Raw genomic sequence first — 21,720 nt, forward strand, 5'->3', positions numbered from 1 at the left:
CATGATCGACCTGTTCACCCGTTACACCGACCTCTTCATTGCCAGCGCACTTGTACTTGGATTACTGGTAGGCAGCTTTCTCAATGTGCTGGTGTGGCGCCTGCCCAAGATGCTTGAGCACGATTGGCAAGCGCAAGCTCGCGAGTTGCTGTCTCTGCCCGCGCCCGACAAAGGCCCTGTGTATAACTTGTTGCTGCCCCACTCTCATTGCCCCCATTGCCAACACCGCCTGCGTGCATGGGAAAACATCCCGGTAATCAGTTACCTGTTCCTGCGCGGCAAGTGCGCGCAATGCAAGAAAGCCATTAGCCCGCGTTACCCGCTGACCGAGCTGGCCTGTGGATTATTGTCAGCCTTTATCGCCTGGCATTTTGGCGTCAGTGCGCAAGCGGGCTGGATGCTCGTGCTGACCTGGGGGTTGATCGCCATTTGCCTGATCGATCTGGAGCATATGATCGTTCCTGATGTGCTGGTGTTGCCCCTACTGTGGCTGGGCTTGCTGCTCAACAGTTTCGACACCTTTACCAGCCTGTCGCAGGCGGTTTGGGCCGCCGCATTGGGCTATGCCTGCCTGTGGTCGATCTTTTGGGTCTTCAAACTGCTGACCGGCAAGGACGGCCTGGGCTATGGCGACTTCAAATTACTGGCCATGATTGGCGCGTGGGGCGGCATCGCGGTGCTACCGTTAACCCTGCTGCTCGCCTCGCTATCGGGCGCGGTGGTTGGCGTGTTGATGCTGGCCTTGCGCCGCACGCAAGCCTCTACTCAGATCCCCTTTGCCCCCTACCTGGCAATTGCTGGCTGGATTGCATTGCTCTGGGGTGATCAAATAACCACTTTCTATTGGCAGCTTTCGAGTTGATATGAATACCCCTTCTGCACACCCCTGGATTCTCGGCCTGACTGGCGGCATCGGCAGCGGCAAAAGTGCTGCCGCCGAGCATTTTGCGGCGCTGGGCGTCCACGTGGTTGACGCCGATCATGCGGCGCGCTGGGTAGTGGAACCGGGGCGCCCGGCGCTGAGCAAAATTGCTGAGCACTTCGGCGAGCATGTGCTGCAAGCCGATGGGCAACTCAATCGCGGTGCGTTGCGCACGCTTGTTTTCAGCGAACCGGAGCAACGCCGCTGGCTCGAAGCCCTGCTGCACCCGCTGATTCGTGAAGAAATCGCCAACAATCTGGCACAGGCCCAATCGCCTTACGCCATTCTGGTTTCACCGTTATTGATCGAGTCCGGGCAACACACCACGACTCAACGCGTGCTGGTGATCGACGTGCCGCAGGCGTTGCAGATTCAGCGCACGCTTAAACGCGACAACACCAGCGAAGAACAGGTACACGCCATTCTCAAGGCACAAGCCAGCCGCGAAGATCGCCTTCGCCACGCTGACGACATACTCACCAATGACCGCGACCTGCAGGCTCTCAAGACAGAAGTCGAGCGCCTGCATCATTTTTATTTAACGTTGCGCGGAGGCCAACCATGACCAAACCTATGACCGTAGACTGCCCGACTTGTGGCACAGCCCTGGAATGGAAGCCCACCAACCCGTTCCGTCCATTTTGCTCTGACCGCTGCAAACTGATCGATCTGGGTGCATGGGCCAGCGAAGAGCACAAAATCCCGGTTAGCCCGGATGCTGAAGATGAACTTTTTTCTGAAGACTTGCCTGAGCAAGTGCATTAAACGAGGAGCGCCGGGCAGCGGCTGCGAGCCCGAACACGTTTCGGGCTCTCGGTAACCCCTGTTTCAACGCTAAGGTGCCTGTATATGGACGACTCAGATTATCTGCGCCTGCTCACGATCCAGGCCGAACAAGCCAATGCATTTTTATCCAATGCTCGCAAATGGGAGCGTGAGCGCTGGGTATGCCAGCGCCTGCTTCAGGGGTTGAATGTTCCCTACCACACTGAAGACTTCACACCCGCCAGCCAGGAACCCCCGGATGTGCTGTTTGGCGAAGCGCGTTTCGAAGTGTTTTTTGTGCTCGACGAAGGTCGACGCTTGAATGACGAATGGCGCGAAGAGCTCCAACGACGACGCAGTGCATATTCCCTGAGCCAACTGGTACGCCGTGAAGCACGGCCCAAACGCATTCCCGCGAGCAAGCTGCTGCAACGACTGGGCCCGACTCTGCACAAAAAAGCCAAGAACTATTTAGAGCGTGATATCGATCTGGGTCAACTGGACATCATTGCCTTCTCCAGCCTCAAACGCGAGGTACTGGACCTCAACAGCCACTTCCCGCCGCCGACCGAATATTTGCGTATGGGCTGGCGCTCCTTGTCACTGGTGGGCCCCACCTTCGCCCGTGTGCTCTTCGCGCAACCGGATGCACCCGATTTTCTACGCAACAACCTGGGCCGCAGCATTATTTTTGATGTGGGTATCAGTCTGTGAGCCCTCTGCAAGAGTTGATAGCGAACGTCCCGCAAACCGGGCTCGTACGCTGGATTGGCGTACGCCCCGAATCTCGTGCCGAAATGCTGGTGCTCGATGCCGTCGAAGCCCGGCGCGAAGCCGGACTGACCGGCGACCATGCACGACCCGGCGCTCGCTATGCCCGACAAGTCACACTTATTCAGTGGGAGCATCTGGCTGTGATCAACTCATTGCTGGGACGGGCGCCCGATCAACCGGTTGTGGCGCAAGACTTGCGCCGCAATCTGGTCATCAGCGGGATCAACCTGTTTAGCCTCAAAGGCCGACGGTTCAAGATTGGCCAGGCCATTTTCGAAACGACCGGCTGGTGCCAACCCTGCGCCCGGCTTGAGCAACGGCTGGGTGAGGGGACGTTTCAGGCAGTACGCGGCCATGGCGGTATCACGGCACGGGTAATTGAAAGTGGCATCATTCGTCTAGACGACCAAGTAAGTGTCGAGCCGCTGGGTCCCAACGGCTATGCTTCATTTCATCCCGGTTGATCACTGCTGTAGCTTTAACACCGCCTGCAACGTCTATCGGATGAGGCCTTAAATATGTCCAGCCGCCTGAACCCAGATGATCAAAAGCATGTCGAAGAGTACCTGCTGCTTCCTCAACACCAAGTTGAGCGCCGGCCTTTCAGGCCTTGGCTGCTCCTTGCTGTGGTGGTGATCGTGGTGATTGGCCTCGGCCTTTTGAGCCGCCTCCTGAGTTATCTGGCGCTATGAGCTGCGTAGCGCTCGCCCGGATTGCTCAGGCACAGAATTTTTTTTCAAGCCTTGTGAGTGATACCTATGTCCCATCGTATTGTTATTGTCGGCGGCGGTGCCGGCGGCCTGGAGTTGGCGACCCGCCTGGGCAAGACTCTGGGTAAGCGCGGCAAAGCCAGCGTCACGCTGGTCGACGCCAACCTGACCCATATCTGGAAGCCGTTGCTGCATGAAGTCGCCGCTGGCTCGCTGAACTCCTCTGAAGATGAGCTCAACTATGTCGCCCAAGCTAAATGGAACCACTTCGAGTTCCAGCTGGGGCGCATGAGCGGTCTGGACCGCGATGGGAAAAAGATCTCATTGTCGGCGACCCTCGACGAAAACGGTCAGGAATTGGTGCCTGCGCGCGACTTGAGTTACGACACGCTGGTGATTGCCGTGGGCAGTACCACCAACGACTTCGGCACCCAGGGCGCAGCGGAGCACTGTTTGTTTCTCGACACCCGCAAACAGGCAGAGAAGTTTCACCAACAATTGCTTAATCACTACCTGCGCGCGCACGCCGGGCAAACCGATGCCGTTGAGCAAATCAGCGTCGCAATTGTAGGTGCCGGGGCAACCGGTGTTGAACTGGCCGCCGAACTGCACAATGCCGCGCACGAGCTGGCGGCTTACGGGCTGGATCGGATCAAGCCGGAAAACATGCACATCACTCTGATCGAAGCCGGTCCACGGGTGCTGCCTGCCCTGCCGGAACGTATTGGCGGGCCTGTGCATAAAACCCTGGAAAAACTTGGCGTCACCGTACTGACTAACGCCGCCGTGAGCGAAGTGACTGCTGACAGCCTGATCACCAAGGATGGTCAAGTCATTCCTGCCAGCCTGAAAGTATGGGCAGCAGGCATTCGGGCACCGGGCTTTCTGAAAGACATTGCCGGGCTGGAAACCAACCGCATTAACCAATTGGTCGTGCGCCCTACCCTGCAAACGACGCACGATGACAACATCTTTGCCTTTGGCGACTGTGCGGCGTGCCCGCAACCGGGCAGTGACAAGATGGTTCCTCCTCGCGCGCAAGCCGCTCACCAGCAAGCGTCGCTGCTGGCCAAGTCGTTGAAACTGCGCCTGGAAGGTAAAACGCAATTACCGGACTACCACTACCGCGATTATGGCTCGCTGATTTCGCTGTCGAGCTTTTCGGCGGTGGGTAACTTGATGGGCAGCTTGATGGGTACCGTCATGCTGGAAGGCTGGTTGGCGCGAATGTTCTATATCTCGCTGTATCGCATGCATCAGATGGCGCTTTACGGCACGTTCCGTACGTTGATGCTGATGCTTGGCAGCAGAATCGGACGCGGCACCGAGCCGCGTCTGAAACTGCACTAAATAACCACCCTCGGCCCCGCGAGCAAGCGCTTGCGGGGCGCAGAACCTAACGACCCGTGTGGTTACCCGCCTCGCCCTCACGGCCTTTGAAGCCATGAGGCTGGTGCTCATCGAAGAACTCAACCGCACGTTTGAAGTCAGCCAACAGCAACTTGGCCATGTCGATCGACAGGCCCTGCTTGACCAGAATCCGCTGCACGACGACGTTTTCGACATTTGCTGGCAAGCTATACGCCGGCACCAACCAACCCCGCGTACGCAACCGATCCGCCAGATCATAGAGCGAATAACTCACCTTCGCGCCCGGCTTCAAACGCCATGTGAGCGCGGGGATACCCAACTGTGGATTGCCGTCATAGAGCATTTCGAACGGGCCGATCTTGACCACTTCGCTGGCCAGAAATTGTGCCGTTTCATAGCACGCCGAATGAATTCGCTCGTAACCTTCACGCCCCAGGCGCAAGAAATTGTAGTACTGCGCAATGATTTGCCCCGCCGGACGTGAGAAGTTCAAGGCGAAGGTTGGCATGTCCCCGCCCAGGTAATTCACGTGGAAGATCAAACCTTCAGGTAGCTCTTTGACGTCACGCCAGATCACCCAGCCTGCCCCCAGCGGTGCCAAGCCAAACTTGTGCCCCGATGTACTGATGGACTTGACGCGTGCGACGCGGAAATCCCAAAGAACATCGGGTGCACAAAACGGAGCCAGCATCGCGCCACTTGCACCGTCAACGTGAATATCAACGCTCAGGCCAGTGCGCTTGTCCAGATCATCCAGCGCATCCGAAAGCGGTTTTACCGTTTCATACAGACCGGTGAAGGTCTGCCCAAACGTTGGTACTACCACAATCGTATTTTCATCAACACGCGACAGCATGTCTTCGGGTGTCATAAACCACTGCCCTTCGGACATCGGCACTTCACGAATTTCGACATCCCAGTAACGGGCAAATTTGTGCCAGCAAACTTGTACCGGACCACAGACCATGTTCGGGGTGGACGTAGGCTTGCCTGCCGCCTTGCGTACCGCACGCCAGCGCCACAGAGCAGCGAGACCGCCGAGCATGCAAGCCTCACTGGAGCCTACGGTTGATGTGCCGATAGTGGTGGCAGCTTCCGGGGAGTGCCATAGGTCCGCCAGCATGTGAATGCAACGGTTTTCCAGCTCGGCGGACTGAGGGTATTCGTCCTTGTCGATCATGTTTTTGTCGATCGACAGGTCCATCAGTTTGTGAACTTCATCCTCTTCCCACGTTTGGCAAAACGTGGCGAGGTTCTGCCGAGAGTTGCCATCGAGATACAACTCATCATGAACCAGCTGAAACACATCCCCGGGGGATTGCTCAGCCTCGGGAAATTGCTTGGTCGCTGCAACATGCGCCAGCGCGGAAGAACCAAATACAGGGTCAATATCCTTATTGCTCTTGATACGGTGAAGGGCCATTTAATCTCTCCTTGAGTATGGGTCAACCGGGGCGTGCCTGAATCAACTGAGGCTCGATCAGACCCAGCCAGCATAGACAACCTTTTGGGGGATGCCCTCCGATAATCGATCGATGTGAATTTTCCGATCTATAGTCTTTGTCTTCAACGTACTCACGGAGCGAGCACCATGAAACAAAGACCCACCACCCTCAATAGCGAGGTCAAGCAGGCACTGGACGAAGCGCTGCAGCGCTATAGCGGCAACCATCATGGAAAAAACGCCAGTTACATTCCCTATCTGGCCTCAGTACCTTCAAATTTGTTTGGCATCAGCATCATGTTTTGCGATGGCACGCATGCCGAAGTGGGCGACACCGATTACGCCTTCGCCATTGAGTCAATTTCCAAGGTATTTACGCTGGCCCACGTGCTGGATGAAGTGGGGCCCCAAGTCTTGCGCAGCAAGATCGGCTGCGACCCGACTGGCGAACCCTTCAATTCGGTCATTGCTCTGGAACTGCACAAAGGCCGCCCCCTGAACCCCTTCGTCAACGCCGGTGCGATGGCGACTGTCAGCCTGATCAAAGCCGAGACGGCAAAAGATCGCTGGGATCAGATTCAAGCAACCTACAACGCTTTCGCAGGGCGCGAATTAGCGGTCAACGAAGAAGTTTATCAATCGGAAGCCAACACCAATCAGCACAACCGCGGCATTGCCTGGCTGTTGCAAAGCTATGGCTATATGCACGCCGATCCCATGCAAGTGTGCGACGTTTACACCCGCCAATGCTCCGTTTCGATCACCTGCCATGACCTCGTGACCATGGGCGTGACACTGGCTAATGGCGGCGTGAACCCCATTACGGGCAAGCGTGTTGTGGCCGCTAAAAATGTGGCACCGATTCTTTCCGAGATGACCTTGAATGGCCTGTATGACACCACGGGCGACTGGTACTACAAGGTCGGCTTACCGGGTAAAAGCGGGGTTGGCGGTGGAATTCTGGCCGTAGTGCCGGGCGTGTGCGCCATTGCCGCCTTTGCCCCGCCTTTGGATGTGGCGGGTAACAGCGTGCGCGGCCAGCTAGCCGCCGAGCACCTGAGCCGCACGCTTAATCTGAGCCTGCTGCACGAATTCGCGTAAGGGAGCGAGACACTTATGGCTACTACCAGTAAAGCTAAAACATACATGTCGTGGCTCACCATCTGCTTCATGATGGTTGCCGCGGTTGCCAGCATCCGCTCCTTGCCAAGCATGGCGGTCTACGGTTTGGGCTCGGTGTTTCTGTACGTAATTCCGGCGCTGCTGTTCTTCATTCCGGTGTCACTGGTTGCCTCTGAACTGGGCACAGGTTGGAACGGCGGGATTTACGGCTGGGTGCGCCAAGCATATGGCGACCGACCGGGCTTTTTCATCATGTGGTTCATGTGGGTACAAGTGGTCACCTGGTACCCCATCGTCCTGGGCTTTGGCGCCAGCACGCTGGCTTACCTGATCAATCCTGAACTGGCCAAGAGCGGGGTTTTCACCACTGCGGTGATCATCGTCCTGTATTGGCTATCAACGTTCGTGGCGCTTAACGGGCTGACAGCCCTGTCGAAATTGACCTCCTGGTTCATGTTGCTGGGCACGGCCTTACCCGCTGCGCTCTTGGTGCTGCTCGGCGTGGCCTGGCTGGTACTGGGGCATAAATCGGCAACACCCTTGACGTGGGACGCGCTGATTCCAGCCATTTTCGACACCCACACCACAGTAAAAGCCGGCGTTCATAATCTGCACCCGGACTTTTGGCAGGAATTTACCGGAGCCATCACCGGCCTGGTGCTGATCGTCAGCAACTTCCTGGCGTTCGCCGGTATTGAAATGAACGCCATTCACGCCCGTGAGCTGCGCAACCCGCAAAAAGAAATGCCGCGCGCAATCCTGTTGGCGTTCTTCATGATTCTGTTGGTGTTCATCCCACCGACCGTGGCGATTTCGCTGGTGGTGCCGGCGGATTCGACCAGCCTGACCGCGGGCGTCATTCAGGCTTACTCGGCCTTTTTTGAAGGTTTCGGCATACCGTGGGCAACGCCCATTCTGGCTATCCTGCTGATTATCGGTGCATTGGGCGGGGTGCTGGCCTGGACGGCGGGGCCATCAACAGGCCTGCTGTTCGTCGGTAAAGCCGGCATGCTTCCACCCATCTTTCAGCAAGTGAACAAAAAGGGCGTGCAGAAAAACATCCTGTACTTACAGGCCATCATCGTCACCCTGCTTTCAACGATCTATATCTTTATCGACAACGTATCCGATGCCTTCTGGATGATCAGCGCCATGGCCGCGTTGATGTACCTGATCATTTACGTGTTCATGTTCCTGGCCGCCATGAAGTTGCGTAAAACTCAGCCCAACGTCAAACGCGGTTATGTGCTTAAAGGGCTGCACGGCTGGTGCTATCTGGGTCTGTTTTCGACCTGCGTGGCGCTGATCTTCGGCTTTATTCCACCGAACAGTTTCAGCAGCATGCCGTTCTTTGAATACGCGGGGATATTACTGCTCGGGCTGATCATCGCGGGGATACCGCCCTTTATCTTCTATGCGGTGCGCAAACCTTCATGGCAGATGGTGCCCAAGGCAGAAGCCGATCAGTACTCCGCAGCACTGCAAGACTTGCAAGATGCAGACGACAAGGCTGCTGCCGCGACGGCCGCAAGCAACAGCACGACATCAACGACCCCTCCCCCTGCTCCAGCGGCAACCTGAGATGGCACGTGGTCGCTGCCTGGGGCAGTGACCACAGACTGGGTTTAACACAGGTGTAAAAAAAGCGTCCCAACGGACGCATTTTTTATGAGTAACGCGAATACGGCTCTCGATAGAGCCGTTTTTCATCCGGAGGCTTATCGGTGGTCGCTGGGAATAATGATCGCGTTACAAATGCCGGGGATGTTGCTGTGGCACGCGAGCACGCGGTTGCACTTTAACTACCCCAGCGTTACCCTTCCGACGTCGCTGCTCATCAGCGAACGGGTTTAGCGGCCCGAGTTCATACAGGCGCACAGCGCCCACCATTCAGATGACAGGCGCTTTTTTGTGCCCGCCTATCTGTTTATGGCGGTTGTGCGTGGGAGACCCTCGGGTCTGCCGGGGTCCTGTATGCCCGGTCCGCTAACCTGCGCACAGCTGCCACCCTAATTCGTTTAGCGGCGAACCGTGGTAGCTCCTCACATACAGGAGTAATGCCAGATGCACGCTCTCAATCCGTTCAAAAAATGCCCTACGCGCACTGTCGCCCTGCCCAAAGCCCAACATCTCGATGCGAAACGAGGTGACCTATGAACGCCTCCCCGTTGATCAAAACTGTTGGCGGCGCCACCTTTGGCGTCTGCAACGCAGAGAACCAACGCCTGTTCAGCGTCATTGCCGGTGTCTCGGGCGAAGAAGCCCTACAACACGCCTCGTTACTGTTGAACTGTGTCAACAGACTCTCGTACCTGGGCGCCATGGACGATGGCCACGAAACCATGCGTTGGGCGTCGCACTACCTCAGCGAGATGGCGAAGGCGATCATTGATGACGTGACCCTGGGGCTGCAAGACGTTCCTTGACACGCATCATGAGCGCTTCTCCTTGATGCCTAGTGCCCATCCTGCCTACGCTCGGTCGCCAACTGCCGATCGACCTGGCGGCTTTCCACGTGCAACGCACCTATTGATTTAAAGCGGGAGCAGCATATTAGGCAATCCTTCCCGTCGAATATCAGCTAGTGCTCACCTGAAGAGGGCTATTCTTACCAAATCGCAGGCACAAAAAAGCCGGTCATCCCTGAGGATAAACCGGCTGTTTTGGTCTTGCGATATGGTGGGTCGTGTGGGATTCGAACCTACGACCAATTGGTTAAAAGCCAACTGCTCTACCAACTGAGCTAACGACCCAAAAAACAGGTTTGAAAATGGCTCCACGACCTGGACTCGAACCAGGGACCCAATGATTAACAGTCATTTGCTCTACCAACTGAGCTATCGCGGAACTGCATATTTCAATAACAACTGGATAAAAAAAGCGCCCCTGCGGACGCTTTTTTTATGGCAACTGATGCAATTGGCATCAGCACCGTATTTTCTACACCCACTACTGCCGGGCAGAAAATGGTCGGGGTAAGGGGATTCGAACTCCTGACATCCTGCTCCCAAAGCAGGCGCGCTACCGGACTGCGCTATACCCCGGTAAAAAAAAGGCACCTTCAAGAGGCGCCTTCTGCGATCAGCGCTTTTGGCCTCTGATCTTAAGATCTAGCTTCAGCGAACTGAAACCAAAAATGGTGGGTCGTGTGGGATTCGAACCTACGACCAATTGGTTAAAAGCCAACTGCTCTACCAACTGAGCTAACGACCCAAAAATGGTCGGGGTAAGGGGATTCGAACTCCTGACATCCTGCTCCCAAAGCAGGCGCGCTACCGGACTGCGCTATACCCCGGCTTGAAAATGGCTCCACGACCTGGACTCGAACCAGGGACCCAATGATTAACAGTCATTTGCTCTACCAACTGAGCTATCGCGGAACTACATATTTCAATTTACAACATTACTGCCTTACAACTTTGCAGCACTCTTTGACTTCACCGTATCGCTACGCTTGCGTCTCTAAGGCGGGCCATTTTACAACCTTTGAAACCCTTGTCAACCCTTATTTTTCGTTAGAAGACAATGATTTAGCTCTTCTTACGGGCTTCCTGGTTTGGGCCAAGTTGCCGTTACGGGTGACTTACTGCGGGGCGCATCTTACAAGCGTTTTCCTTACAGATCAACACTCTAAGAAAAAAAAGGCCTCGCCAAGCGAGGCCTCTCTTAAAACACCACCACAAAGCCTTATGCGAAGACGATTTCGTCGTCTTTCACAGTGGCCACCACCGTAGTGCCCGGCATGAACTGACCCGAAAGAATCAGCTGTGCCAGAGGGTTTTCGATCCAGCGCTGGATCGCACGTTTCAGAGGACGTGCGCCATAGACAGGGTCGTAACCTACCGCAATCAGCTTGTCCAAAGCTTCTTGGCTCAACTCCAGGCTCAGATCACGCTCAGCCAGACGGCTACGCAGACGACCCATCTGGATTTCAGCAATACCGGCAATCTGATCACGGGCCAGAGGCTCGAAGATCACCACTTCATCGATCCGGTTCACAAACTCCGGACGGAAGTGCGTGCTGACAGCATCCATCACCGCTGCCCGTTGCGCTTCGCGATCGCCAACCAGTTCCTGGATCTGTGCAGACCCCAGGTTGGAGGTCATCACGATCACCGTATTGCGGAAGTCAACGGTGCGACCATGGCTGTCAGTCAGACGGCCATCCTCAAGCACTTGCAGCAACACGTTGAACACGTCCGGGTGAGCCTTCTCGACTTCGTCCAGCAAGATCACCGAATACGGTTTGCGGCGCACAGCTTCGGTCAAGTAGCCGCCTTCCTCGTAACCCACGTAGCCAGGTGGCGCACCAATCAGTCGAGCCACAGAATGTTTCTCCATGAACTCGGACATGTCGATCCGTACCATCGCCTCTTCCGTATCAAAGAGGAACTCGGCCAGCGCCTTGCACAACTCGGTTTTACCCACACCGGTTGGGCCCAGGAACATGAACGAGCCGCTTGGACGGTTCGGGTCACTCAGCCCGGCGCGCGAACGGCGTACGGCGTTGGACACGGCCACTACGGCCTCGTCCTGACCAATTACGCGCTCATGCAGCAAGCTTTCCATTTTCATCAGTTTGTCGCGCTCGCCTTCGAGCATTTTGGATACCGGAATACCGGTCCACTTCGACACGACTTCGGCAATTTCTTCTTCAGTCACTTTGCTGCGCAACAATTGATTCTCGGTCTTGTTGCTGTGCTCATCGACCATTTGCAGGCTGCGTTCCAGGTCGGGAATGACCCCGTACTGCAATTCGGCCATGCGATTGAGGTTGCCACTACGACGCGCCACTTCAAGCTCTTGACGCGCTTGCTCGATCTTTTGCTGGATCTGGGCAGAACCCTGCACTTCAGCTTTTTCCGAAGTCCAGATTTCTTCCAGGTCAGAATACTCACGCTCATGGCGCTCGATTTCTTCCTGCAATTTTTCGAGGCGTTTTTTCGCAGCCTCATCCTCTTCTTTCTTCAGCGCCTGCGCCTCAACCTTCAGTTGAATCAGGCGGCGTTCAAGACGGTCCAGTACTTCAGGCTTGGAGTCGATCTCCATGCGAATACGGCTGGCCGCCTCGTCCATCAGGTCAATCGCCTTGTCAGGCAACTGCCGATCGGTGATGTAACGATGGCTAAGTTTTACCGCCGCGATAATCGCGCCATCAGTGATCGCCACTTTGTGGTGAACTTCATAGCGTTCTTTCAGGCCACGCAGAATCGCGATGGTGTCTTCTTCGCTAGGTTCATCCACCAATACTTTCTGGAACCGACGCTCAAGTGCGGCGTCCTTCTCTATGTATTGGCGATATTCGTTGAGCGTGGTGGCACCGACACAGTGCAGCTCACCTCGCGCCAGCGCTGGCTTGAGCATGTTGCCCGCATCCATTGCGCCTTCGCCTTTACCGGCGCCGACCATGACATGCAGTTCGTCAATGAACAGGATGATTTGCCCTTCCTGTTTCGACAGCTCATTGAGCAACGCTTTCAGACGCTCTTCGAACTCACCGCGGAACTTGGCACCCGCAATCAGCGCACCAATGTCCAGCGACAGCAGGCGTTTGCCTTTCAGGCCGTCAGGCACTTCACCATTGATGATGCGCTGAGCCAGACCTTCGGCAATCGCGGTTTTACCCACACCCGGCTCACCGATCAACACAGGGTTGTTTTTAGTCCGGCGTTGCAACACTTGAATGGTGCGACGAATTTCATCGTCACGACCGATCACAGGGTCGAGCTTGCCTTCTTCAGCACGCTTGGTCAGGTCAATGGTGTATTTATCCAACGCCTGACGCGACTCTTCCGCGTTTGGATCATTGACTGCTTCACCGCCACGCAGGTTGTTGATGGCATTTTCCAGGGCTTTTTTGCTCACACCCTGGCCCAGCAACAACTTGCCCAGCTTGCTGTTTTCATCCATCGCAGCGAGCAACACGAGTTCGCTGGTGATGTATTGATCACCTTTTTGCTGTGCCAAACGATCCGCCTGATTCAGCAGGCGCGCCAAATCCTGCGACATATTCACGTCGCCAGTAGGATTCTGAATTTTTGGCAGTTGATCGAGCTCTTTGGTCAGCTCTTTACGCAGGCTGTTTACATCAAAACCGACTTGCATCAGCAACGGCTTGATCGAGCCGCCCTGTTGTTCCAGCAATGCCTGCATCAAGTGCGCAGGTTCAATGGCCGGATGGTCAAGGCCTACGGCCAAGGACTGAGCATCGGACAACGCCAATTGCAATTTGCTGGTTAATCTATCTATACGCATTCGTCACCTTCCTTATGAGCAGGCCGGAGGGATGGAAACTCCTGAATGAAGAAACCTGCCAGATACCATAGTAGATGCGGGCGAATACGGAAGTTTCAAGACGAACACATTTGATGCAGATCAGCTGGACGGTCTTTCGATCCAGACCAGAGATGCGAAGCGGCCAGTGCGAGGACTGCGCCGGTAGGAGAAAAATCGCGGATCAGTCACGGTGCAATAACCCCCGCCATAGACGGCCGTAATACCGCAACGAGCAAGACGCAGGCGCGCCAGCCCATAAATATCGGCCATGAATCGTCCCGGATTGATACTTGGAACGAAAGCAGCGGCGGACTGCGGCAGGTCTTGCACAAAGACTTCCCTGACCTCGCCTCCAACCTCGAAGGCTGTGGGGCCGATAGCAGGCCCAAGCCAGACCAGTATCTCTTGAGGCTCAACATTGAGGCTTTTGGCGGTGGCTTCAAGCACCCCGGCGGCGAGCCCGCGCCAGCCAGCATGAGCCGCAGCCACACGGGTGCCGGCACGATTGCAGAACAATGCGGGCAAACAGTCGGCCGTCATGACCGTGCAGGCAATACCGGGCGTAGAGGTCCAGCTGGCGTCAGCTTCAACGACGCGGCCTGGTGAAGCAGGTGCAACGACAACCCCGTGAACCTGGCTAAGCCAAGCGGGCTGTACGTCAAAAATATGGGTGAGACGCTGGCGGTTGGCAGCAACGGCCAGGGGATCGTCATCAACATGGTCGCCCAGGTTCAGGCTGTCGAACGGCGCCAGACTGACGCCGCCCGCACGGGTGGTCACGCAGGCCCTGATGCCTGCCGGCGCAGGCCAGTCAGGAATCAGGAACGTATTCACCCGATGAATGCCTCACGGTCTTGCTTGAGCAGCGTCAACAGCCAGACAAAATCGTCCGGCAGTGGCGATTCCCAGCTCATGCGTTTACCGGTCGTCGGATGATCCAACTCAAGGAAACGCGCATGCAGCGCCTGACGCGGGAAGTTTTTCAGTGATTCGACCATCGTCACGTTGGCCGCTGGGGGAATACGGAAGCGACCGCCGTAGGCAGGGTCTCCGACCAACGGGAAGTTGATGTGCGACATATGCACGCGAATCTGGTGCGTACGGCCGGTCTCCAGTTTGACCCGCACATGGGTGTGGGAACGGAAGCGCTCAAGCACACGGTAATGACTCACCGCCTGTTTGCCGCCTTCCATCACCGCCATGCGCTGGCGCTGCTGACCGTGACGGCCGATGGGCGCGTCAATTTTGCCCCCGGCGGTGACGACACCAATAACGATGCACTCGTAGATCCGGCTGACACTGCGGCTCTGCAACTGGGTGACCAGTTGTGTCTGCGCCTGAATGGTCTTGGCGACCACCATAAGGCCCGTGGTGTCTTTGTCCAGGCGATGCACGATACCCGCACGCGGCACATTGATAATGTCCGGTACGTGATGCAGCAAAGCATTGAGCAAAGTGCCATCGGCATGCCCCGCAGCCGGGTGTACCACCAGGCCCGCAGGCTTGTTGATGACCAGGATGTCATCGTCTTCGTAGACGATGTCCAGGGGGATGTCTTGGGCGACCCACTCACCCTGGGCTTCCTGCTCGGCAGTCAGCTCCAGGATGGCACCACCGTGAACAATGTCACGGGGCCGAATAACGGCTCCGTCCACAGTCAGGCGGCCGTCTTTGATCCAGGCGGAAAGGCGCGAGCGCGAGTGCTCAGCGAATAATTGTGCGGCGACTTGATCGAGGCGTTGGCCACCCAGTTCGGACGGCACCTCTTCGCGAAGTTGAATTTTCTCGGACATGCTCATCAGGACCGCGCCAAGCCTTTGGTTTCGGCTGCGCGCTTGTGGTTAAATACGGCGTCTTTTGCCCCGAGGCTTTTCACGGGGCGCTCATCATAACAGGACGGACCCGCCCAAGACAGCGGCCGTCATAGGGACGCAAGCCGCCATGCAAGTGAGACACCTGCTGCTGATCGCCATCCTCGCACTGACCGCCGCCTGCTCGTCGACCAAAGAAGTCGTGGACGACAACTTGAGCGAAGTCGAGCTGTACCAGCAGGCGCAGGCCGACCTGGATAACCACAGCTATACCAGTGCTACCGCCAAGCTGAAGGCTTTAGAGTCGCGCTATCCGTTCGGACGCTATGCCGATCAGGCACAGCTCGAACTGATCTACGCCTACTATAAAAACTCCGAACCGGAAGCTGCAAAGTCAGCTGCCGAACGGTTTATCCGCCTTCACCCACAGCATCCGAACGTCGACTATGCCTATTATCTTAAAGGCTTGACCTCGTTCGACCAGGACGTTGGCCTGCTGGCGCGCTTCCTGCCGCTGGACATGACCAAGCGCGACCCGGGTGCTGCACGCGACTCCTACAACGAGTTCGCTCAGCTCACCAGCCGCTTCCCGGACAGCCGCTACGCACCGGATGCCAAGCAACGCATGATCTACCTGCGTAACCTGCTGGCCGCCTATGAAATTCACGTTGCCGATTACTACCTGACCCGTCAGGCCTATGTAGCCGCGGCTAACCGTGGACGCTATGTGGTAGAAAACTTCCAGGAAACCCCTTCAGTGGGTGACGGCCTGGCAGTAATGGTTGAGGCTTATCAACGCATGCACCTCGATGAGCTGGCCAACACCAGCCTCGAAGTACTGAAAGACAACTACCCGAACCACCCAAGTCTGGTGGACGGTCAGTTTGTGCCACAGGTGTCCGATTCGGATAACCGCTCGTGGCTGAGCAAGGCTACGCTGGGCCTGATCGAATCGAGCACACCGCTGCCGCCAGGTGAAACGCGCGCCAACCTTGATATTCAGAAGCAATATCAGGACGCCAAGGATTCGATTCCTGCCGAACTGAAGCCAAAAGACGCCGACGGTAACGTCATCCCTGAGCCGGAAGCGGAAGGCAAAAGCCGTTCGTGGTTGAGCTACATGACCTTTGGTCTGTTTGACTGATCAATCCGCGCCACAAAAAAGAGCCCTTCGGGGCTCTTTTTTTTATGTGCAATTTGGCCCTGTGCGCCTGTGGAGTCCTTGGCTAAACTGACGCATCTTCTTTCTAATAGCGAATAACCATGTTTCGTCTACTGTTGTGGGCTGCACTGATTGCTGCGGGCGTATGGTGCTGGCGCAAATACAAAGCGAGTATTGCTGCCCCTAAAAGGTCGGTTGATCCCGGTGCAATGCCGATGGTGCGTTGCGCTCACTGCGGCGTTCACTTACCCCGTGATCGCGCATTGAGCCAGCAGCAAGAATGGTATTGCACCCAGAATCACCTGGAGAAAGGCCCGAAGTAATCACGCTGAACGCTATTCAATACGTAGCCGCGCGCTGCTCGTCAGCGGCTACAGGGGTTGCGCCAGAGCGTTCAAATCCGCCCTTCGGGCGCATAGGGTCGCGGGTCGATGATCGGCTCACGCCCTAACAATAGATCGGCAAACAAATGGCAAGACGCTGGAGCCAATACCAAGCCGTTACGGTAATGCCCGCAGTTAAGCCATAACCCCTCTACCCCCGCCACCCTGCCGATATACGGAATACCTTCAGGCGAGCCCGGCCTCAACCCGGCCCAATGCGCCACCGGCTCGGCCCCCGCCAACGCTGGAATCAACTCAACCGCCGACGCTTTCAAACTTTCAAGGGCGCTTTGAGTCGGGGTTTTATCAAACCCTTCATGCTCCAGCGTGCTGCCAATCAAGATATGGCCGTCACGACGCGGGATTGCGTACCGCCCTTTTGCCAGCACCATGCTGGACAAAAAGTCGGGCGCACACTTGTACATAATCATCTGGCCTTTGACAGGTTCTACAGGTAATTCAAGGCCCAGACTGCTCAGCAACTCACCACTCCAGGCACCTGCGGCTAACACCACGTGGTCAGCCAAGCGCTCACCTTGAGCCGTCTTCACGCCCAGAATTTTTTCGCCCTTTTGAATAAACCCCTCAACTTTGCAGTGCTCCTCAATCGTGACGTTAGGCATTGCCTGCAAGGCAGCCCTTAACGATTTAACCAGTCGCGGATTGCGAACATTAGCGACACCGGCCATATAAATAGCGCGCGAATAATCACCAGCGCCCAACACCGGTACTGCACGTTCTACGTCCGAGATATCGACTGAACTCAAGGGCCGCCCCTCGCGCTTTGCCCACGCCAGCGCCTGGGCCTCATCTTCGAGGTCTAGCCAGTACAGGCCCGTGGTATGAACTTCAGGGTCCAGGCCCGTCTCAGCCAACAAACGCTGTGCCAAATGAGGGTAAAAGTCTTGCGACCAATGAGCCAAAGCGGTGACTGCCAAGTTATAGCGCCAAGGGTATAGCGGAGAAACAATGCCGCCCCCAGCCCATGACGACTCCTGGCCTACACCGCTACGATCCAGCAATACGACGTGCTCAACCTGCGCCGCCAGATTAAATGCGGTCAGCAGCCCAATAACACCGCCCCCTACAATTACCACTCGTTGCTGCTTAGCCATCGATCCACTCAGCTCACATAAAAATAAACGTTAGTGCCCCCAACACTGCTGCTCTGTCAGGTCCGGGGCGGCTTGGGTAATCGCCATTACCCCGGTGTGGGCCAATGTGAAGTTGCCGCAGGCATCGTCCACCATAGACGCGCCTTCTCGGCGGGTCGCCGTCAACAAGAAGTCGTGATCGCCTAACGCATGGGTTACCCAGTAATGCTTATTGCCCACACTCAGATTTTCCGCACCTCTGTATACGCCATTTTTCGAAAAAAAACGCTCCAGACTTTGGGATTGTTCCCACAACAAAACCACGATTTGCGAGCGGTTTGCACGGGTTACCGAGTCGCTGTAGACCGGATACACAAACGCACTCAGCAGGCCAACAATAGCCACCACGACCATGAGTTCCACCAAGCTAAACCCTGCCCCATGCTTGCCCACAACCTGCCCTCCTATTGGATTTGACGCCACATCACACGCTTGAAGAGCAGACCTTGGGCCTGCCCGGGTGCTGCGCCGACCTGTTGATAACTCACCACTACGCTCTCCAGAACCGTGCGTGACAAGCCGCGCAAACCAATGCCTGTCACCCGATAAAACTGACCGACAGTGATGCCCGGCAGATTTGCCGGCATCACACCCTGGCCCAGACTCTGAATGCCAAAAAAACCGTCGGGGGTGCGCTCCCATATCACCCGCGACACCGGGTCTACACCCGGCGAGTCTCGAGTACGGGCTTCTTGAGGAGGGATGCATTGAGCAGCCGAGGCGCACTCGATTAATCGCGGCCATTGGGCTTGCACCTGCAACTCGCCCCTACGCAATGCTGTTTCTGCGGCTTGCAGCGACTGATGAGCGAACAACACGCTGCCAGCGATCTTTTGCTGCTGACCCGCGCTTTGCAGAGCTGATACGCCGAGCACGCTCAGCATCAGTAAAAATGTCAGGCAAACCAGTAATGCCATGCCAGCCTGATGGCGTGATAAAGACGTCATCTGCGATCTAACTCAATCGATTACGCAGCGCGACGACAAGGTGATAGACCTGATCTTTGACCTGCAACCCGGGATCTCGCAAGGTAAGGGCAATGCGCACACTGCGAATGCTGCCTAAACGAGCAGGGCTGGCCTCATAACGCTGAACAGACTGATCACTGCCCGCGCCGGAAACACCGAAGCTCATATCGAATGCGATAACGTTATCCAGAAGTACAGCTTTGTTCGCCCCAACTTTTAGTTGATTGCCTTCAAACCAATAAAAAATCTTACGCAACGCAAAAGCAGTCTCTCCGGGCGCCAAAACAGCCCGCGAACCAGAATAGGACTGTGCATAACTTTTACAGTCCGAGACCACCGTCCAATCAGGTTGTGACGATTGCGACCCGACATCCGCACTAATCAATGTCAGCGATCGCGAGGTTGCTGAGCCTTGCCAGGCGATAGGTGTTTGAAATGCAGCCGGCGCATCGACAATGCGGTCGGCGGCCAGACAACCGAACATGCCAGTCATGCGGATTTCCTGAGCTATTTTGCTTAAGACAAAACGCGCATCCTGTTGCGCCATTGCGCCTGCGTGTTGGGCCAGATACGTATGCCGGGCACTCAAAAAAACCTGAGTAACCGCTAAGACCAATAGCATCCCCAGTGCCAGAGCCACCATGAGTTCAATCAGACCAAACCCTGCATTTCGCAAGCTCATGAAGCAGTTGCCAGTGCGTCGGCGGCAATCTGGCTGGTCAGGGTAATGGTTTGCCGTGCACCGATTTGCGAGGCCCTGCGAGCGTCACTCCACTCAAGGGTAATACTCACCTCCCGATCAGTGACCGCAATCATGCCGGTCGCACTCTCCCCGCCGAACTCGAATATGGCGCGTTTGAAATCATTCAAGTCCTGATTAAGCGCACCGCTTGGAACTGCGCCGTCAGAGCTCGAATAGCGGTAATCGGCCTGTTCGTTCGCGCGTACCCGATCCAGCATGCCGTAAGCAATAAAGCTGGCCTGGGAGGTCATCAGCGCACTGTCTGTGTGTTTAAGGGCGCTGAGCTGAACCGCCGCAGCACCCAGCAAACCGCTGGATAAAATCAATGTCGCGACCATCACCTCAATCAAGGTCATTGCGCATTGACGGTATTTGTGTGAGATAGCCATGTGCCCCATCCGTGAGCGTTTACTGGGCGACACGTCCTGTGTCGTCAGGAGTGAAGCCTAGCCCCGGAATATGGGCCTACCTGTAGGAGAACACTGGCAAGGCATACGGATTGTTCTTTAACTGAACCTAAACACGCCTTAAACATGATGAAACTGTTGCCAACATGGGCCTTTTAACCCTTGAGCTATACCTGAAAGCAGCCAACGAACAGCGCAAGGAGTGCGACTGCCAATCTGTCCAGGGAGGACATCGTGAACCAACAAGGCATGAGCCTGATTCAACTGTTATTCGTTCTGCTGATCGTCGCGCTTAGCGCTCAATTCGCCAGTCCGGCTTATAACGTTCTGATTGAGCAGCAACGGCGGCAAGTTGCTGCACAGCAATTAGTCAGCAGCCTGCGCAACGCACGCGTCGAGGCGCTGGTGCGTCATCAGACTGTAGTGGTTCATGCATTGGGCGCAGATTGGAGCCAAGGCTGGCAGGTCATTCTGGACGTGAGTGGACGAGGACATCAGGACCCCAGCAACCCGGTACTGACACAAAGACAAGGCGACTCACGCATTCCAATTGCCGGCAATACACCGGTCAGGCATTACGTGCGTTTTAACCCGCTGGGTGAACCCTTATTGAGTGGAGGCGCATTTCAAGCAGGAACGCTGCATGTTTGCCACGCAAGGACAGCGCAGAGCCACTTTCAAGTGGTGCTGGCAAAAACCGGGAGGATCAGCCTGCGCAACGATAAAGCCGCGCAGGCGTTATGCGCTTAAAGCAGCGAGCGAACGCGCAGCTCTTTGGGCATGGAGAACGTAATGTTCTCTTCGCGACCGGCCAATTCATCAGCGCCGGTTGCGCCCCAGGCGTGCAATTGCTGGATCACGCCACGAACCAATACTTCAGGCGCAGAAGCACCGGCAGTAATACCGATACTCTGAACGCCGTCGAACCAGTCTTTCTGCATGTCTTCGGCACCATCGATCAGGTAAGCCGGAGTTTTCATGCGTTCCGCCAGCTCACGCAGACGGTTCGAGTTAGAGCTGTTCGGGCTGCCCACCACCAGCACCACGTCACACTCGTCGGCCAGTTGCTTGACGGCATCCTGACGATTTTGGGTGGCGTAGCAGATGTCATCCTTGCGCGGGCCACCAATAGCTGGAAAGCGGGTGCGCAAGGCGTCGATGACTCGGCTGGTGTCGTCCATAGATAGCGTGGTTTGTGTGACAAACGCCAGTTTTTCCGGGTTTTTCACTTGCAGGTTGGCGACGTCTTTCTCATCTTCAACCAGATAAATAGCGCCGCCATTACTGGCGTCGTATTGGCCCATTGTGCCCTCAACCTCCGGGTGGCCGGCATGACCAATCAGAATGCATTCGCGACCGTCGCGGCTATAACGAGCCACTTCGATATGCACCTTGGTCACCAGCGGACAGGTGGCATCGAATACTTTCAGGCCACGACCAGCGGCTTCGGTACGCACGGCCTGGGATACACCGTGAGCACTGAAGATGACGATGACGTCATCCGGAACTTGGTCCAGCTCTTCGACAAAGATCGCGCCACGGGAGCGCAGGTCTTCAACGACGAATTTGTTGTGCACCACTTCGTGGCGGACGTAGATAGGCGGACCGAATACTTCGAGAGCGCGATTGACGATTTCAATCGCCCGATCCACCCCAGCGCAAAAGCCACGGGGGTTGGCGAGTTTGATGTGCATGCTAGGCCTCGTGGG

At 56.1% G+C, this 21,720-nt stretch carries 23 protein-coding genes and 6 tRNA genes; 13 read left to right on the forward strand and 16 right to left on the reverse strand.

All coding sequences use genetic code 11. The features are described 5' to 3' along the window. Position 1: 1 nt before the first annotated feature. From FJD38_RS05770 to FJD38_RS05800, 7 genes are all read left to right on the forward strand, one after another. Complete coding sequence (locus FJD38_RS05770; protein ID WP_146384319.1) at positions 2 to 862, forward strand: prepilin peptidase; 861 nt, start codon at positions 2 to 4, stop codon at positions 860 to 862. 1 nt (position 863) lies between these two features. Then, positions 864 to 1,487 carry a dephospho-CoA kinase gene (coaE, locus tag FJD38_RS05775; RefSeq protein WP_146384321.1) on the forward strand — a complete coding sequence of 208 codons (624 nt, stop codon included), beginning with the start codon at positions 864 to 866 and terminating at the stop codon, positions 1,485 to 1,487. Beyond that, positions 1,484 to 1,687, forward strand: coding sequence for a DNA gyrase inhibitor YacG (yacG, locus tag FJD38_RS05780; protein WP_122785818.1), 204 nt, complete (start codon positions 1,484 to 1,486; stop codon positions 1,685 to 1,687). The genes coaE and yacG overlap by 4 nt, the downstream gene beginning before the upstream one ends. Before the next feature lie 84 nt (positions 1,688 to 1,771). Beyond that, entirely contained in the window at positions 1,772 to 2,401 is a 630-nt protein-coding gene (locus FJD38_RS05785; protein ID WP_146384323.1) for a DUF1780 domain-containing protein, read from the forward strand. After that, positions 2,398 to 2,925: an MOSC domain-containing protein gene (locus FJD38_RS05790; RefSeq protein WP_146384325.1), complete on the forward strand. Its 528-nt coding sequence runs from the start codon at positions 2,398 to 2,400 to the stop codon at positions 2,923 to 2,925. Before FJD38_RS05785 ends, FJD38_RS05790 begins: the two co-directional genes overlap by 4 nt. A gap of 54 nt (positions 2,926 to 2,979) precedes the next feature. Continuing rightward, positions 2,980 to 3,153: a DUF3094 family protein gene (locus FJD38_RS05795; RefSeq protein WP_122785821.1), complete on the forward strand. Its 174-nt coding sequence runs from the start codon at positions 2,980 to 2,982 to the stop codon at positions 3,151 to 3,153. A 66-nt stretch (positions 3,154 to 3,219) separates the two neighbouring features. Next, positions 3,220 to 4,521 (forward strand): NAD(P)/FAD-dependent oxidoreductase, encoded by a 1,302-nt coding sequence (locus FJD38_RS05800; protein WP_122785822.1) that lies wholly within the window; start codon positions 3,220 to 3,222, stop codon positions 4,519 to 4,521. Positions 4,522 to 4,567: 46 nt separating this feature from the next. On the opposite strand, the gene gad is transcribed toward FJD38_RS05800, so the two are convergent. Then, the gene (gad, locus tag FJD38_RS05805; RefSeq protein WP_122785823.1) at positions 4,568 to 5,965 is read right to left on the reverse strand and encodes a glutamate decarboxylase; all 1,398 of its coding nucleotides are present in this window, start codon (positions 5,963 to 5,965) and stop codon (positions 4,568 to 4,570) included. Between the two features lie 168 nt (positions 5,966 to 6,133). Between gad and glsA the strand changes: the two genes are divergently transcribed. The 3 genes from glsA (at position 6,134) to FJD38_RS05830 (ending at position 9,534) form a co-directional block, all read left to right on the forward strand. Continuing rightward, positions 6,134 to 7,087 carry a glutaminase A gene (gene glsA / locus FJD38_RS05810; protein ID WP_122785824.1) on the forward strand — a complete coding sequence of 318 codons (954 nt, stop codon included), beginning with the start codon at positions 6,134 to 6,136 and terminating at the stop codon, positions 7,085 to 7,087. Between the two features lie 15 nt (positions 7,088 to 7,102). Then, on the forward strand, positions 7,103 to 8,689 hold the full coding sequence (locus FJD38_RS05815) for an amino acid permease (RefSeq protein ID WP_146384327.1): 1,587 nt from the start codon (positions 7,103 to 7,105) through the stop codon (positions 8,687 to 8,689). A gap of 572 nt (positions 8,690 to 9,261) precedes the next feature. Beyond that, positions 9,262 to 9,534 carry a DUF3077 domain-containing protein gene (locus tag FJD38_RS05830; protein ID WP_146384331.1) on the forward strand — a complete coding sequence of 91 codons (273 nt, stop codon included), beginning with the start codon at positions 9,262 to 9,264 and terminating at the stop codon, positions 9,532 to 9,534. A gap of 251 nt (positions 9,535 to 9,785) precedes the next feature. On the opposite strand, the gene FJD38_RS05835 is transcribed toward FJD38_RS05830, so the two are convergent. From FJD38_RS05835 to rluD, 9 genes are all read right to left on the reverse strand, one after another. Beyond that, a tRNA-Lys gene (locus tag FJD38_RS05835) sits at positions 9,786 to 9,861 on the reverse strand. Between the two features lie 18 nt (positions 9,862 to 9,879). Continuing rightward, a tRNA-Asn gene (locus FJD38_RS05840) sits at positions 9,880 to 9,955 on the reverse strand. A 120-nt stretch (positions 9,956 to 10,075) separates the two neighbouring features. Beyond that, positions 10,076 to 10,152 (reverse strand) — tRNA-Pro (locus FJD38_RS05845). 93 nt (positions 10,153 to 10,245) lie between these two features. Further along, positions 10,246 to 10,321, reverse strand: a tRNA-Lys gene (locus FJD38_RS05850). A gap of 5 nt (positions 10,322 to 10,326) precedes the next feature. After that, positions 10,327 to 10,403: transfer RNA gene (locus FJD38_RS05855), tRNA-Pro, on the reverse strand. Between the two features lie 9 nt (positions 10,404 to 10,412). Further along, positions 10,413 to 10,488 (reverse strand) — tRNA-Asn (locus tag FJD38_RS05860). Between the two features lie 307 nt (positions 10,489 to 10,795). After that, positions 10,796 to 13,363, reverse strand: a complete 2,568-nt coding sequence (gene clpB / locus FJD38_RS05865) for an ATP-dependent chaperone ClpB (RefSeq protein WP_122785828.1) — start codon at positions 13,361 to 13,363, stop codon at positions 10,796 to 10,798. A 120-nt stretch (positions 13,364 to 13,483) separates the two neighbouring features. After that, positions 13,484 to 14,218: a peptidoglycan editing factor PgeF gene (gene pgeF, locus FJD38_RS05870; RefSeq protein WP_146384333.1), complete on the reverse strand. Its 735-nt coding sequence runs from the start codon at positions 14,216 to 14,218 to the stop codon at positions 13,484 to 13,486. After that, entirely contained in the window at positions 14,215 to 15,177 is a 963-nt protein-coding gene (rluD, locus tag FJD38_RS05875; protein ID WP_122785878.1) for a 23S rRNA pseudouridine(1911/1915/1917) synthase RluD, read from the reverse strand. Before rluD ends, pgeF begins: the two co-directional genes overlap by 4 nt. Before the next feature lie 148 nt (positions 15,178 to 15,325). On the opposite strand from rluD, the gene FJD38_RS05880 reads away from it, so the two are divergent. Then, the gene (locus FJD38_RS05880; protein ID WP_122785830.1) at positions 15,326 to 16,339 is read left to right on the forward strand and encodes an outer membrane protein assembly factor BamD; all 1,014 of its coding nucleotides are present in this window, start codon (positions 15,326 to 15,328) and stop codon (positions 16,337 to 16,339) included. A gap of 119 nt (positions 16,340 to 16,458) precedes the next feature. Further along, a complete protein-coding gene (locus FJD38_RS05885) occupies positions 16,459 to 16,680 on the forward strand; it encodes a PP0621 family protein (protein ID WP_122785831.1) in 222 nt (73 codons plus the stop codon). Positions 16,681 to 16,751: 71 nt separating this feature from the next. Here FJD38_RS05885 and thiO read toward each other — a convergent pair whose 3' ends face one another. From thiO to pilV, 5 genes are read right to left on the reverse strand one after another with little or no spacing between them, the layout of a single operon-like run. Continuing rightward, positions 16,752 to 17,855 (reverse strand): glycine oxidase ThiO, encoded by a 1,104-nt coding sequence (thiO, locus tag FJD38_RS05890; RefSeq protein WP_122785832.1) that lies wholly within the window; start codon positions 17,853 to 17,855, stop codon positions 16,752 to 16,754. 30 nt (positions 17,856 to 17,885) lie between these two features. Next, complete coding sequence (locus tag FJD38_RS05895; protein ID WP_425281162.1) at positions 17,886 to 18,317, reverse strand: type IV pilin protein; 432 nt, start codon at positions 18,315 to 18,317, stop codon at positions 17,886 to 17,888. Beyond that, a complete protein-coding gene (locus FJD38_RS05900) occupies positions 18,299 to 18,841 on the reverse strand; it encodes a pilus assembly PilX family protein (RefSeq protein ID WP_146384335.1) in 543 nt (180 codons plus the stop codon). The genes FJD38_RS05895 and FJD38_RS05900 overlap by 19 nt, the downstream gene beginning before the upstream one ends. Before the next feature lie 7 nt (positions 18,842 to 18,848). Then, the gene (locus FJD38_RS05905; protein WP_146384337.1) at positions 18,849 to 19,544 is read right to left on the reverse strand and encodes a PilW family protein; all 696 of its coding nucleotides are present in this window, start codon (positions 19,542 to 19,544) and stop codon (positions 18,849 to 18,851) included. Continuing rightward, positions 19,541 to 19,993, reverse strand: a complete 453-nt coding sequence (gene pilV, locus FJD38_RS05910) for a type IV pilus modification protein PilV (protein WP_146384339.1) — start codon at positions 19,991 to 19,993, stop codon at positions 19,541 to 19,543. Before pilV ends, FJD38_RS05905 begins: the two co-directional genes overlap by 4 nt. Positions 19,994 to 20,245: 252 nt before the next feature. Between pilV and FJD38_RS05915 the strand changes: the two genes are divergently transcribed. Next, positions 20,246 to 20,761 carry a GspH/FimT family pseudopilin gene (locus tag FJD38_RS05915; RefSeq protein ID WP_240890818.1) on the forward strand — a complete coding sequence of 172 codons (516 nt, stop codon included), beginning with the start codon at positions 20,246 to 20,248 and terminating at the stop codon, positions 20,759 to 20,761. Here FJD38_RS05915 and ispH read toward each other — a convergent pair. After that, on the reverse strand, positions 20,758 to 21,705 hold the full coding sequence (gene ispH, locus FJD38_RS05920) for a 4-hydroxy-3-methylbut-2-enyl diphosphate reductase (RefSeq protein ID WP_122785838.1): 948 nt from the start codon (positions 21,703 to 21,705) through the stop codon (positions 20,758 to 20,760). The genes FJD38_RS05915 and ispH overlap by 4 nt on opposite strands. Positions 21,706 to 21,720: the final 15 nt, after the last annotated feature.

Origin of the sequence: Pseudomonas saxonica (genome assembly GCF_007858365.1) — a bacterium.
In the GTDB taxonomy this organism is placed as follows: Bacteria; Pseudomonadota; Gammaproteobacteria; order Pseudomonadales; family Pseudomonadaceae; genus Aquipseudomonas; species Aquipseudomonas saxonica.